The sequence below is a fragment of the Streptomyces sp. NPDC001549 genome (assembly GCF_042894025.1).
Lineage (GTDB): Bacteria > Actinomycetota > Actinomycetes > Streptomycetales > Streptomycetaceae > Streptomyces > Streptomyces kutzneri.
This window is the reverse complement of record NZ_JBIAVJ010000036.1, coordinates 67,984-81,036: the sequence shown is the minus strand read 5'-3', so window position 1 is coordinate 81,036 and position 13,053 is coordinate 67,984. Positions and strand designations below refer to the sequence as shown.

Sequence of the window (13,053 nt, the reverse complement as noted above, 5' to 3'; positions counted from 1 at the left end):
TTGAGTTCTCAAGGAACGGACGCTTCCTTTGTACTCACCCTCTCGGGCTTTCCTCCGGGCTTTCGTTCTGTTCTTGCGTTTCCGACTCTATCAGATCCTTTCGGGCCTGACCCCCAGTCAGCGGGGTTTGCCTTCCGGGCTGTTGGGCCCTTCCGACTCCCGAACTCTAGTGGATTTCCCCGGCGATTCATAATCGGCCTTCGGAAAGGAATTCGGGCATGCCGAATTCGTTCCCAGTGGGAGATCGTGCTGAGTTGGGTGCCGCAACGAGGCGGCGGGATTCGTTGTCGCCAAAACCTTCCGGCTCTGGGACAACTCGAAGAACCTTACGGATCCACGGGGCTCGTGTCAACCCCGGTGGTCAGCTGGGTGACTGGAGGTCTTCCACGCGGTCCAGCAGGCGGGCGAGCATGTCGCCGAGCACCCCGCGCTCCGCGGTGGAGAGGTCCTGGAGGAGGTCCTCCTCGAAGACCGTGGCCGCGCGCATCGCGTCCAGCCACTTGCTGCGGCCCTCGTCGGTGAGCTCCACGATCACGCGGACCCGGTTGGACTCGTCCCGCTCGCGGGTGACCAGGCCCTCCGCGGTCATGCGGTCGATCCGGTGGGTCATCGCGGCCGGCGTGAGGCCCAGCTGCTTCGCCAGTTCGCTCGGGCCCATCCGGTAGGGGGCGCCGGAGATGACGAGGGCCTTGAGGACCTCCCACTCCGCGTTGCTGATGCCCAGGGCCGCTGTCTGGCGGCCGTACGCGACGTTCATGCGGCGGTTCAGGCGGCTCAGTGCCGAGACGACCTTCTCGACCTGGGGGTCCAGGTCCTGGAACTCGCGCTGATAGACCGCGATCTGTTCGTCGAGGCTCGGCTCGTGGACGGGCGCAGTGCCGTCGGGGGTGTCACCCATGGATCGAAGTATCGCACGAGCTCGTTGGCGTCTAACTCCTTCGGTGTGTACTGTTAAGGCTTGAAGTTTAGCTATGAAGTCTTCAGGCTTCAGGTCTCAAAGGCAGGTGAGAAGTGACCAGGGTGATGGGCGCTGCGATGCGGCGGATCCAGGCCGGGAACGCGCTGACCGCGTTCGGCATCGGCTTCACGGTTCCGTTCCTCTACATCTATGTGGCGCAGGTGCGAGATCTGGGTTCCATGGCCGCCACGTGCGCGTTCGTGGCCTTCGCCCTGGGCGCTCTCGTCGCGCTGCCCTTCACCGGTCGGGTCATCGACCGACGTGGTCCGGTGCCCGTGGTCATCGGGGCGGCCGTCACCGCCTCGGTCGGTGCGCTCTCCCTCGGGCTCTCCACCGGCATCGCGGGGATCCTCCTGTCCGCCCTGGCGCTCGGCGCCGGGCAGGCCGTGATGCAGCCCGCGCTGGCCACGATGATCGTGTGGTGCTCCACGCCGTCCACCCGGACCCGTGCCTTCGCCCTGCAGTTCTTCATGCAGAACCTGGGTCTGGGCATCGGCGGTCTGCTCGGTGGCCAGATCGTCGACGAGAGCCGGCCCGGCAGCTTCACCCTGCTGTTCGGCATCGAGGCCGTGATGTTCCTGGTGCTGGCGGGGGTCATTCTCAGCGTGCGGCTGCCGCACGTGCCGAGCATCAAGGACGCCATGCCGAAGGACCCGTCCCAGGCGGGCGGCAGCGGCTGGAAGCGGCTGCTCCGGCACAAGGCCATGGTGCAGCTGTGCGTGCTGGGCTTCGTGGTGTTCTTCGCCTGCTACGGACAGTTCGAGTCGGGTCTGGCCGCCTTCGGTACCGAGGCCGCCGGGATCTCCCCCTCCACCCTCGGCTTCGCGCTCGCGGCCAACACCGGTGCGATCGTCGTCGCGCAGTTCGTCGTGCTCAAGCTGGTCGAGAAGCGCCGCCGGTCGCGGGTGATCGCGCTCGTCGGGCTGATCTGGACCGTGGCGTGGCTCATCGCCGGGTTCTCGGGGCTGGGGCACGGCAGCGCCATGATGGCCGCCGCCGCGTTCATCACCACGTACGCGCTCTTCGGCATCGGCGAGGCCATGCTGTCGCCGACCCTGGCGCCGCTGGTGGCCGACCTGGCGCCCGAGGGCTCGGTGGGCCAGTACAACTCGGCCTTCGCGCTGGTCAAGCAGATGGCTCTGGCGCTGGGGCCGCTCGGGGTGCCGCTCGGTGCGGGGGTTCCGATGCTCTACATCGGGGTCTTCGTGCTCGTGTCGCTCGGGATCGCCGCTCTCGCGCTGCGGCTCGGCAGGCGGCTGAGCCCGATGCAGGACAACCCGTGGGTGGCGAGCCGGGTCGTGGCGCAGGGTGGCCCCGTCGCCGAGGCTGCCGTCGAGGACGTCGTCGTGGAGCACGTGCACGCGTAGGGACGGATGGCCGTACGTATATATGTGCGGGAAGCAGGAAGGCCCCGGTCCGGGTGGATCGGGGCCTTCCTGCTTCCCGCTTCCTGCTGTCCGGCTACTTGTCCGGCAGGGCGAACTCGCACCAGACGGCCTTGCCGCCGCCCGGGGTGCGGCGGGATCCCCAGGAGGAGGCGATGGTCGCGACGATCGAGATGCCGCGGCCGGTCTCGTCGGCCGGTTCGGCGCGGCGGCGGCGCGGGAGGTGGTCGTCCCCGTCGGTGACCTCGATGATCAGCCGGCGGTCGGTGCGGCGCAGCCGTAGGCGCATGGGCGGGGTGCCGTGCTGGAGGGAGTTCGCAACGAGCTCGCTGGCGGCCAGGACGCCGAGGTCGCAGAGCTCGACGGGGAACCGCCAGGAGGCGAGGACGCCCTGGGCGAAGGCCCGGGCGCGCGGGGCCGCCTCGATGCCGCCGAGGAGTTCCAGGGCGGCGTTGTGGAAGAGCTCGGCGTCCGATCCGGTGCGGGCAGGCTGCTGGAGGACCATCACGGCGACGTCGTCGTCGTGGTCGGCGTCCACGCCGAGGGCGCGCATCAGGCGGTCGCAGATGACGGCCGGGGTGCCCTGGGCGCCGGAGAGGGCGCGTTCGAGGGCGGCGACGCCCTCGTCGATGTCCTCGCCGCGGCGTTCGACCAGGCCGTCGGTGTAGAGGACGGCGGTGGAGCCGGGGCCTAGGGCGATGGTGCCCGAGGTGTGCAGCCAGCCGCCGGTGCCGAGCGGTGGGCCGGTGGGGTCGGCGGCTCTGCGTACGGTGCCGTCCTCGTCGCGGACCAGGATCGGGAGGTGGCCGGCGGAGGCGTACGCGAGCAGGCCCTCGTTGGGGTCGTGGACGGCGTAGACACAGGTGGCGATCTGGCTGGCGTCGATCTCGGCGGCGAGGCCGTCGAGCAGCTGGAGCACCTCGTGCGGGGGCAGGTCGAGGCGGGCATAGGCACGGACGGCCGTGCGCAGCTGGCCCATGACGGCGGCGGCGCGGACGCCGCGGCCCATGACGTCGCCGATGACGAGGGCGGTGCGGCCGGCGCCGAGGGTGATGACGTCGTACCAGTCGCCGCCGACGGCGGCCTCGGTGCCGCCGGGCTGGTAGGTGGCGGCGATGCGGAGGTCGTCGGGCTGTTCCAGTTCCTGGGGGAGGAGGGAGCGCTGGAGGGTGACGGCGGCCTCGCGCTGGCGGCGCTCGCTGGCGCGGAGGCGCTCGACGGCTTCGGCGTGGTCGGTGACGTCGGCGAGGTGGATCAGGACGCCGGTGTGGTGGGGGTCGGGCTCGCCGTCGGTGTCGGACTTGGGGAACTCGACGGGGGTGCAGGTGACCGTGTACGAGCTGCCGCCGCCCGGTGCGGTGCGGTTCTTGGCGGTACGGGACTTGCCGCTGCGCTGGACCTGGTCGAGGAGCGGGAGGAGGCCGAGCTCGCCGAGCTCGGGGAGGGCTTCGTGGGCCGGGGCGCCGGGGGTACGGGCGCCGAAGCCGGTGGTGTAGGCGTCGTTGACGTAGGCGACGCGGTGCTCGGGGCCGTGGACGAGGGCGACCAGGGCCGGGAGCCGGCCGAGGACCTCGCGTACGGAGAGCTCGTCGAGGGAGGGCACGGCGGTGAGGACGCCCGTCCGCCGGGGCGGGGACGCGGCCGGGGACGGTGACGGTGACGGGGACGTGCCGGTGCCGCCGTCACTGCCGCTGCCGCCGCCGCTTCCGGTCCCGGAGACCGTGGGGTCGGCGGGCTGGCCGTCGTCGGGCGTGGATCGCTCGGCTCCGGGGTCGGCGCGGCCGCCGCGGGCTGCCGGGACCGCGCCTTCACCTCGCTTGGCCTGGGCGGCGGCGTGTTCGGACCGGGCGGCGGCGCGGCGCTGCGTTCCGGGAAACCGGGCGCTCCAGCGCGTGAAGTTCACTGCGTTCAAGCCTCGTGGTGTCGCGAGTGGTCGCTGTGTCGCTCGTGGGCGGTCGCTGACTGGACGATGTCACTCTGTGCAGGGGTGAGTGCACCTATGGTCACACGTCCAGTGTGGCCGACCGCACTGACAACGTCAGCCCTGGCCGTTCTGCGGGGGGTTGGGGGCGGGGGGCGGGGGAGGTGGCTTGGGGCCGCCGCCTGCGGCCAGTTCGAATTCTGCCCTGGGGTGTTCGAGGGAACCCAGGGAGACGATCTCACGCTTGAAGAGGCCTGAGAGGGTCCATTCGGCAAGGACGCGCATTTTGCGGTTGAAGCTGGGAACGCGGCTGAGGTGGTAGGCGCGGTGCATGAACCAGGCCGGGTAGGCCTTGAGCTTGCGGCCGTAGATGTGGGCGACGCCGCGGTGCAGGCCGAGCGAGGCGACCGAGCCCGCGTACTTGTGGGCGTACTCGGTCAGGACCTCGCCGCGGAGGGCGGCGAGGAGGTTGTCGGCGAGGACCTTGGCCTGGCGGACGGCGTGCTGGGCGTTGGGGGCGCAGTCGCGGCCCTTCTCGCCGGCGGTGATGTCGGGGACGGCGGCGGCGTCGCCCGCGGCCCAGGCGTGCTCGACTCCTTCGACGGTGAGGAAGGAGGTGCAGGCGAGGCGGCCGTGTTCGTTCTTGGGGAGGTCGGAGGCGGCCAGGATGGGGTGCGGTTTGACGCCGGCGGTCCACACGACGGTGCGGGTGGGGAAGCGGGCGCCGTCGCTGAGGACGGCGACGCGGTTCTCGCAGGATTCGAGCCGGGTCTCCAGGCGTACGTCGATGTTGCGCCGGCGCAGTTCGCGGACCGTGTAGATGCCCATCTCGGGGCCGACCTCGGGGAGGATCCGGTCACTTGCTTCGACGAGCACCCATTTCATGTCCTCGGGCTTGATGTTGTGGTAGTACCGCGCCGCGTAGCGGGCCATGTCCTCCAGCTCGCCGAGGGCTTCGACGCCCGCGAAGCCGCCGCCGACGAAGACGAAGGTGAGGGCGGCGTCGCGGAGGGCGGGATCGCGGGTGGAGGAGGCGATGTCCATCTGTTCGATGACGTGGTTGCGCAGGCCGATGGCTTCTTCGACCGTTTTGAATCCGATGCCGTAGTCGGCGAGTCCCGGGACGGGGAGGGTGCGGGAGATGGAGCCCGGGGCGAGGACGAGTTCGTCGTACTCCATCTCGACGGGGCCGGTGCCCTCGTCGGCGGTGGCGAGGGTGCTGACGGTCACGGTCCGTTTGGCGTGGTCGATGCGCTTGGCCTCGCCGATGACGATGCGGCACTTGCCGAGGACGCGGCGCAGCGGGACCACGACGTGACGGGGGGAGATCGCGCCCGCGGCCGCTTCCGGGAGGAAGGGCTGGTACGTCATGTAGGGCTCGGCGGTGACCACCGTGACCTCGGCTTCGCCGGCTCTGAGCTTTCGCTGGAGGCGGAGCGCCGTATACATGCCGACGTAGCCGCCGCCGACGATCAGGATGCGCGTACGGGGCGGGGTACCGGGGGCTGTGCCCCGTGAGTTAGCAGCCTTCACCATCCCATGACGCAACGTGGCCGGGAGTTTGTCCACAGGCCCGACAAATTGTGTGACCGGAGTGAGTGCTGGGGCGGGGTGCAAGAGGACGTCAGCTTGTGGCGAAAATCTGCAGGTCAAGGCGCACGGAATGCGAGATTCCGGAGGCACGGATCGGAAAAGTGGGGGTGAATGCTCCGATCGGGCGGTGCTCCGTCCGGGGCTGCCTCTTCTGAATTGACTCTGGCTCAACTATGTTCGTATCTCGTCGAGGAGTAGGACCGGGCCCGAGACCGTGGCCCCCTCGGCGTGAAGGCGGGGAGTGTCTCCGGGGGGAGACAAATGATTACCGGGGGATACATATGAACATTTCCGATTTCCATGGTTCTGCGACCGCGCTCTCGGTCGAGAGCAACGGACGCGGGATCGCGGGCGGCACCACGCACGGTGTGGGCCGGTCCACGCCGCTGCGCGTCGATGCCCAGCGCAACCTCGAGCACGTTCTGCGGGCGGCCCGTGAGGTCTTCGGCGAGCTGGGTTACGGGGCTCCGATGGAGGACGTGGCTCGCCGCGCCCGGGTCGGTGTCGGCACCGTGTACCGGCGCTTCCCGAGCAAGGACGTCCTCGTGCGGCGCATAGCCGAGGAGGAGACCGCGCGACTGACCGAGCAGGCCAAGGCCGCGCTGGGCCAGGAGGAGGAGCCGTGGCAGGCGCTGTCGCGCTTCCTGCGCACCTCCGTGGCCTCGGGCGCCGGGCGGCTGCTGCCGCCGCAGGTCCTGCGGGTCGGCTCGGCCGTCGAGGACGAGGCCGAGGAGGCGGAGGCCGCGCGGGTTCCGCACCAGCGGCAGGCCGTGCCGGCCGCCGGCGCGCCCGACCTGCGGGTCGTGGGCACGCGCGGCTCCGTCGAGAACGAGCCCTCGGACGACTCGGGTGCGGGTGCGCTGCTGGAGGTCGTCGGCCGGCTGGTGCGCCGGGCGCGGGAGGCCGGTGAGCTGCGTGCCGATGTCACGGTGGCCGATGTGCTGCTGGTGATAGCGACGGCGGCGCCCGCGCTGCCCGACCCGGCGCAGCAGGCGGCGGCCTCGACGCGGCTGCTCGACATCCTGCTCGAAGGGCTGCGGTCCCGGACGGTGTGACCTCGGCCGTAACCCGTGCGGGTGCAGGTCCCGGTGCAGGTCCCGGTGCCGGTGCGGGTCCGGTAGGGCGATTCGCCGGAATGTGCCCGGATGAGTGGATGGCGCGAAGAGAGGTTCGGTGCCCATCCCCCGTGTGACACGCTTGGCCGGTGTACCGGTTGAGTGTGTCGTGCGGGAGCCTCCGCGATGAGCGTTGACGGTCGGGAAGAGCCACGCGGTGGTGGCGGCAGCGAGGTGGGGGCGGGCAGTCTGCCCGCCCGACAGGTGCCGGCGCAGCGCGACCCGGGCGGGCGGCACGCACGCCCCTCGGGCTCTTCCGGACCCGGAGGCACCGGCGGCGGGCTGCCGCCGTCCGACGGGGACTTGATCGCCCGGATGCGGGGCGGTGACGACGGCGCGTACGAGGAACTGTTCCGCCGGCACGCCGATTCCGTGCGCCGCTACGCGCGGTCCTGTTGCCGGGACGCGCACACCGCCGACGACCTGACCGCCGAGGTGTTCGCGCGGACCCTGCAGGCGGTACGGGGCGGTGCCGGTCCGGACCAGTCGGTGCGGGCCTATCTGCTGACCACCGTGCGCAGGGTCGCCGCGGCATGGGCGAAGACCGCCAAGCGCGAGCAACTGGTCGAGGACTTCGCCGTCTTCGCCGAGCAGGCTTCCACGGGTACGGAGGGCGGAGCCGCTCTGTCCGGGCTGTCCGGGCTGTCCGGGGACGACACGCTCGAACTGGGCGCGGACGTCCGGGCGATGCACGAGGCCGAGCAGTCGCTGGCCATGCAGGCCTTCCGCAGTCTGCCCGAGCGGTGGCAGGCCGTGCTGTGGCACACCACCGTCGAGGAGGCGTCACCGAGTGCGATCGCGCCGCTGTTCGGGCTGAGCGCCAACGCGACCGCCGTGCTGGCCAGTCGGGCCCGGGAAGGGCTCAAGCAGGCGTATCTGCAGGCCCATGTGAGTTCGGCGTTGAGCGGGGGCGGCGACTGCGCGCGGTACGCGGACCGGCTGGGCGCCTATGCGCGGGGCGGGCTGCGGATGCGGGCGGAGCGGGGGCTGCGCAAGCACCTGGAGGAGTGCGTGAAGTGCCGGCTGGCCGCCGGGGAGCTCCAGGATGTCAACGCGGGCATTCCGGCGCTGCTTCCGGTCGCGGTCATCGGGTGGTTCGCCGCCGGGTACGCGGGCAAGGCCGCCGGGGTGCTGGCCGGTGGAGCCGTCGCCGCGGGCGGGGCCGGGGCCGCCGCGGCAGCCGCCGGTGCATCGACCTCGGGGGCCGGGACGGCCGGGGCCGCGGGTGGCACGGCCGGTGCTGGTGGTGGGGGCGGCGGGGCCGGGGGGTCCGTGGCCGCCGAAGGGCTCGGGCTGTCGGCCAAGGCCGCCGTCGCCGCCGGGATCGCGGTGGCCGCGGCCGCCGGGGTGGTGTTCGCGCTGGCCGGGGACGACACCGAGCCGCGGGCCCGGGCCAAGCCCGCGCCCAGTGTGGCGGCGCCGGCGGCACCGGCGATGCCTTCGGCGCCTTCGGTACCGAAGGCTCCCGCCTCGGCCTCGGCCCCGGCCGAGCCGGATCCGCCCGCGCAGGAGCCGCCGGCAGCGCAGGGCTCCGTAGCTCCGCGGCCCGGAGCGACGCCCTCGGCCGCGGCCTCCGCCGCTCCCGGGCCCGCGCCGTCCTCGTCCCCGTCGCCCTCCCCCAGCCGGGAGAAGGCCTCCCCCACGCCGTCCCCGGAGCGGCCCGCGCCGAAGCCGACACCGCCGCCGGCCCCGAAACCGCCGCAGGGGTTCCAGCTGGCCGGACTCGCCCACTCGGTCTACGGGGACCACAGCGGCCCGGAGCTGCAAACCTGGCGCAGCGGCTGGGTGTGGCAGCGCCATGGGCTGGAGGTGGGCGGCCGGCGCTTCGCGCACGGCATCACCGTGAACTCGCGGTCCTCGGTGGAGATCGCCCTCAACCGGCAGTGCACGAGATTCTCGGCGCAGGCGGGGGTGGACGGCCTGTCGCTGTTCACGGACGGCTCGGTGCGGTTCTCCGTATACGCCGACGGGGAGCGGGTGTGGCAGTCCGCCGCCCTCGGGCACGAGGATCCGCCCGCGGCCGTGCAGGTCTCCCTCGCGGGGCGCAAGACGCTGCGGCTGGTGGTCGAGAAGGCCGGGCCGGGGAGCCTGCCGACACTGGCGAGCTGGGCCGACGCCGTGCTCAGCTGCCGCTGAACGCCGTGGTCAGCGTCGCGGCGAAGGCGGCCGGGGTGAGGGCCGCGCCGGCCTCCTCCTCGCGGCTGTAGCGGTCCGGGCCGAGCAGGGCGCGGGTCCGCTCCGGGAGGCCGTCCACGGCTCCGCTCTCCGGAACCGAGCGCGGATGGCCCGCCCGCCAGGCGGTGGCCGCGGCGAGGGCCCGTACGGCCTCGGCCGGCCGGTCGGCGTCGGCCAGCAGCAGGGCCGCCGCCTCGGCCATGCCGGCCAGGACGCGCTCGGCGCACCGGGCGTCCACGGCGGCTGCGAGGGCGGGCCCGATCCTGGCCAGAGCGGCCACGGGGCCCTGTTCGCGGCCGGTGAGGACGGCGTCGACGGTGGCCAGTCCGGCGGTGAGCTGGGCGGGCACGGTGAACCGTTCGGCCTCGGCGCGGGCCCGGTCGCACTCCTCGCGCGCCCGGGCGTCGTCGCCGCGCTGGAGGGCGACGAGGGCGGAGAGGAGCCGGGCGAAGGTGCTGACGTCGTACACCCCGCCGTACCGGTCGGACTCCTTGTCGGCCTCCGCCAGCAGCTGCTCGGCATTGTCGAGGTCCCCCGCGCAGTAGGCGGTCTCGGCGATCCGGGCGATGGCGAAGGGCGCCTCGACGCTGGCCCCGACCTCGCGGGCGAGGCGCAGGCACTCCTCGTACTCGATGCGGGCGTCGGCGTACCGGCCGCGCGAGAGGGCGACCTCACCGGCGGCGCTCGCCACCTGGGCACGGGTCCAGCGGTCGCCGACGCGATGGGCGAGCTCGTGCAGCTCGGCCAGGTCGGCGTCGACGTCGGCGAGGCCACCGGTGACGTCGATGGCGACGTGGGCGCGGAGCATGAGGACGATGCCGAGTTCCCATTCCCCCGCGTGGACACGGCAGTTGGCGACGGACCGGTCGAGGTCGGCGTGGAAATCGAGAGAGGTGCCGGTGAGGAAGGTCGTCGCGGGCCAGAGCATCCCGGGGAAGCGGGTGGTCTCCGGGGAGCCCTGCCGGAAGGTTTCCTTGATACGGGTGGCGAGGTCCCGGTAGTCGGAGGTGCGGAACTTCTCGGCGGAGTTGCTCTCCGCGAGCAGGAACATGTCGAGGACGAGCAGGCGCATGAAACGCCAGTACGCGGGTGTGCCCTCGGGGGGAACCTCGGGGGTGAGGGCGAGGGTCCGGGTGGTCCACTCGGCGCCCTCGGTGCGGTAGTTGCGCAGCCACCAGAACCAGCCGAGGGCGAAGACGAGGCGCTCGCCGGCCTCGGTGTCGGCGGTCTCGACGACGGTGGTGTGGAGGGCGGCCCGGAGGTTGTCGAGCTCGGTCTCGACGCGCCGGATCCAGGGGAGCTGGGCGGCGGAGCGGATCAGGGGTTCGGCTGCCTCGGCGAAGGCGAGGTAGTGGGCGGCGTGGCGGCGGGCGGTGGCCCGGGCGTCGGCGGGGTGGGCGGCGGCGCGCTCGGCGGCGTACTCGTGGATGGTTTCGAGCATGCGGTAGCGCATGCCGTGGCCGCCGGAGCCCCCGTGACCGGTGTGGTCCTGGTCCGGTTCGGCCAGGACCAGGGACTTGTCGACGAGGGAGCCGAGGACGTCGGCGGGGTCGTACGGGGCCACGTCCGCGGGGTCGGCGCAGACGGCCTCGGCGGCGGCGAGGTCGCAGCCGCCGGCGAAGACGGACAGCCGGCGCAGGGCCGTGCGTTCGGCCTCGTCGAGCAGGTCCCAGGACCAGTCGACCACGGCGCGCAGGGTCTGCTGGCGGGGCAGGACGGTACGGGCGCCGCTGGTCAGGAGGCGGAAGCGGTCGTCGAGGCGGTCGGCGATCTGGCGCGGGGTGAGCAGCCGCAGCCGGGCGGCGGCCAGCTCGATGGCGAGCGGCAGACCGTCGAGGCGGGCGCAGATCTCGGCCACGGCGGCCGGGTCGTCGGTGGGGCGGAAGCCGGGGCGGGCCGAGGCTCCACGGTCGGCGAAGAGCTGGTGGGCGGGGTCGGGCGGCAGCGGCTCGACGGGGCGGACCGTCTCTCCCGGGACACCGAGGGGTTCGCGGCTGGTGGCCAGGATCCGCACACCGGGGCAGTGCGTGAGGAGCCGCTCGGCGAGCTCGGCGGCGGCGCCGATGACGTGCTCGCAGTTGTCGAGGACGAGCAGCAGGCTGCGGTGGGCGCAGTGCTCGACGAGGCGGGTGGTGGGGTCGGTGGCGGCCGGGGTCGGGGTCTCGCGGGTGACGAGGGAGCTCTCGCGCAGGCCGAGGGCGCTGAGGACGGCGCCGGGAACGGCGGCGGGCTGGTCCAGGCGGGCGAGCTCGACGATCCAGCCGGCTTCGGGGTGGGCTGCGGCGGCGTGCTCGGCGAGGCGGGTCTTGCCCGAACCACCGGGGCCGGTGAGGGTGATGAGGCGCAGGCGGGTCAGATCGCCGCGGAGGGCGGCCAGTTCGGGTTCACGGCCGACGAAGGAGGTCAGGCGGGGGCGGAGGTTCCCGCGGGGGGCGTCGGGGGCCTCAGGAGCATCGGGAGCCTCGGGGTCGTCGGGGTCGTCGGAGAGCTCGGGCCGGGGCTGCGGGGGCAGAGCCTGCGGGGGGAGAGCCTGCGGGGGGAGAGCCTGCGGGGGGAGAGCCTGCGGGGGGAGAGCCTGCGGGGGGAGAGCCTGCGGGGGGAGAGCCTGCGGGGGGAGGAGTTCCGCGTGCAGGGCGGCGAGTTCGGGGCCCGGGTCGGTGCCGAGGCCGTCGGCGAGGGCGCGGCGCGTGCGCTCGTACGCGGCGAGGGCCTCGGCGGGGCGGCCGGCGGCGCGCAGGGCGCGGAGCTGCTGCGCGCGGAGCGTTTCGTCGTACGGGGACGCGTGGACCAGCGTCTCGATCTCCGGCAGGAGTGCGGCCGGGGCGGTGGCGCCGCTGCGCAGGTCCGCCTCGATGCGGTGGCGGAGGGCGCCGGAGCGGCGGGCCTCGGCGACGACCGCATGGGCGGCGCGGGCGGGCTCGGGCAGGTCGGCGAAGGCGGGTCCGCGCCAGAGGGCGAGGGCGGTACGCAGGGTGCGGGAGGCGGCGGCCGGGTCGGTGGCCAGTTCCTGGCCGCCCTGGACCGCCAGCCGCTCGAAACGGTGCAGGTCGATCTCGTCGCGGGCGGCGGCCAGGAGGTAGCCGCCGGTGGGGGCGGAGTGGACGGCGTCGCGCCCGCCGAGGGCGCGGCGGAGCCGGGCGACGAGGGCCTGGAGGGCGGCGGGCGCGTCCTGGGGCGGGTCGTCGCCCCAGACGTCGTCGACGAGTTCGGCGACGGAGGCCGGACGGCCGGCCCGGAGGGCGAGGGCGGCGAGGAGCGCACGCAACCGGGCGCCGCCCACGGGGAGAAGGGCGCCGCTCTCGTCGCGCGCCTCGGTCACACCCAGGATGAGATACCGCACCGGGCAATTCTGCCTGGCCCGTCGGGGCAGCGGCGCCCGGCCGGGCCTCAGGTGATCGAGGTGTCCCCGTTGTCCTCCAGGAGCGTGCGCAGGGCCTCGGCGACCGTGGCGCAGGCGGCGGGGTCCAGCGGGGCGAGCAGCTCCGCGTAGCGGCGCAGGTACTCGGTGATCATCGACTCCGTCAGCGCGAGGCTCCGTTCGGTCAGCCTGATCCGTACCGTGCGGCGGTCCTGACCGTCCCTCACCCGCTCGACCAGGCCTTTGGCCTCCATGCGGTCGATGCGGTTGGTGATCGCTCCGGAGGTGACCATGGCGGCCGGGATGAGGGCGCCAGCGGTAAGCGCGTACGGGGGACCGGAGCGGCAGAGGGTGAAGAGGATGTCGAGCTCGCCCACCTCCAGGTCGTGCTCGGCCGCGAAGGCCTTCTGCTGCTTGTCGATGACGCGGTTCATCCGCTGGATACGGGCCACCACCTCCACCGGCCACAGACCGGCGGCCAGATCCGGGCGCTCCGCCGTCCACTGGCCGACGACCGCGTCCACTGCGTCGCTCATGCGCTGTTCCTC

General features: G+C 73.1%; 8 protein-coding genes. 3 read left to right on the top strand and 5 right to left on the bottom strand.

The genetic code is table 11. From position 1 onward, the window contains the following. Positions 1-361 precede the first annotated feature (361 nt). A complete protein-coding gene (locus ACFY04_RS38975; protein WP_030774675.1) occupies positions 362-898 on the bottom strand; it encodes a MarR family winged helix-turn-helix transcriptional regulator in 537 nt (178 codons plus the stop codon). 125 nt (positions 899-1,023) lie between these two features. On the opposite strand from ACFY04_RS38975, the gene ACFY04_RS38970 reads away from it, so the two are divergent. Further along, complete coding sequence (locus tag ACFY04_RS38970) at positions 1,024-2,325, top strand: MFS transporter (protein WP_389124854.1); 1,302 nt, start codon at positions 1,024-1,026, stop codon at positions 2,323-2,325. 94 nt (positions 2,326-2,419) lie between these two features. Here ACFY04_RS38970 and ACFY04_RS38965 read toward each other — a convergent pair whose 3' ends face one another. Both ACFY04_RS38965 and ACFY04_RS38960 read right to left on the bottom strand, forming a co-directional pair. Then, on the bottom strand, positions 2,420-4,246 hold the full coding sequence (locus tag ACFY04_RS38965; RefSeq protein WP_389124866.1) for a SpoIIE family protein phosphatase: 1,827 nt from the start codon (positions 4,244-4,246) through the stop codon (positions 2,420-2,422). A 135-nt stretch (positions 4,247-4,381) separates the two neighbouring features. Further along, the gene (locus ACFY04_RS38960; RefSeq protein ID WP_389124851.1) at positions 4,382-5,800 is read right to left on the bottom strand and encodes an NAD(P)/FAD-dependent oxidoreductase; all 1,419 of its coding nucleotides are present in this window, start codon (positions 5,798-5,800) and stop codon (positions 4,382-4,384) included. Between the two features lie 338 nt (positions 5,801-6,138). On the opposite strand from ACFY04_RS38960, the gene ACFY04_RS38955 reads away from it, so the two are divergent. Both ACFY04_RS38955 and ACFY04_RS38950 read left to right on the top strand, forming a co-directional pair. Next, on the top strand, positions 6,139-6,912 hold the full coding sequence (locus ACFY04_RS38955) for a TetR/AcrR family transcriptional regulator (RefSeq protein WP_389124848.1): 774 nt from the start codon (positions 6,139-6,141) through the stop codon (positions 6,910-6,912). 186 nt (positions 6,913-7,098) lie between these two features. Next, on the top strand, positions 7,099-9,108 hold the full coding sequence (locus ACFY04_RS38950; RefSeq protein ID WP_389124845.1) for a sigma-70 family RNA polymerase sigma factor: 2,010 nt from the start codon (positions 7,099-7,101) through the stop codon (positions 9,106-9,108). Here ACFY04_RS38950 and ACFY04_RS38945 read toward each other — a convergent pair. Both ACFY04_RS38945 and ACFY04_RS38940 read right to left on the bottom strand, forming a co-directional pair. Beyond that, positions 9,095-12,487, bottom strand: a complete 3,393-nt coding sequence (locus ACFY04_RS38945; protein ID WP_389124842.1) for a BTAD domain-containing putative transcriptional regulator — start codon at positions 12,485-12,487, stop codon at positions 9,095-9,097. The genes ACFY04_RS38950 and ACFY04_RS38945 overlap by 14 nt on opposite strands. A 47-nt stretch (positions 12,488-12,534) precedes the next feature. Then, positions 12,535-13,041 (bottom strand): MarR family winged helix-turn-helix transcriptional regulator, encoded by a 507-nt coding sequence (locus tag ACFY04_RS38940; RefSeq protein ID WP_389124839.1) that lies wholly within the window; start codon positions 13,039-13,041, stop codon positions 12,535-12,537. Positions 13,042-13,053 lie beyond the last annotated feature (12 nt).

What these genes read in the sequence shown, in the direction of transcription:
- ACFY04_RS38940 (WP_389124839.1), bottom strand. Translation starts at nt 13,041, where the DNA reads ATGAGCGACGCAGTGGACGCGGTCGTCGGCCAGTGGACGGCGGAGCGC.
- ACFY04_RS38950 (WP_389124845.1), top strand. Translation starts at nt 7,099, where the DNA reads ATGAGCGTTGACGGTCGGGAAGAGCCACGCGGTGGTGGCGGCAGCGAG.
- ACFY04_RS38975 (WP_030774675.1), bottom strand. Translation starts at nt 898, where the DNA reads ATGGGTGACACCCCCGACGGCACTGCGCCCGTCCACGAGCCGAGCCTC.
- ACFY04_RS38960 (WP_389124851.1), bottom strand. Translation starts at nt 5,800, where the DNA reads ATGGTGAAGGCTGCTAACTCACGGGGCACAGCCCCCGGTACCCCGCCC.
- ACFY04_RS38970 (WP_389124854.1), top strand. Translation starts at nt 1,024, where the DNA reads ATGGGCGCTGCGATGCGGCGGATCCAGGCCGGGAACGCGCTGACCGCG.
- ACFY04_RS38955 (WP_389124848.1), top strand. Translation starts at nt 6,139, where the DNA reads ATGAACATTTCCGATTTCCATGGTTCTGCGACCGCGCTCTCGGTCGAG.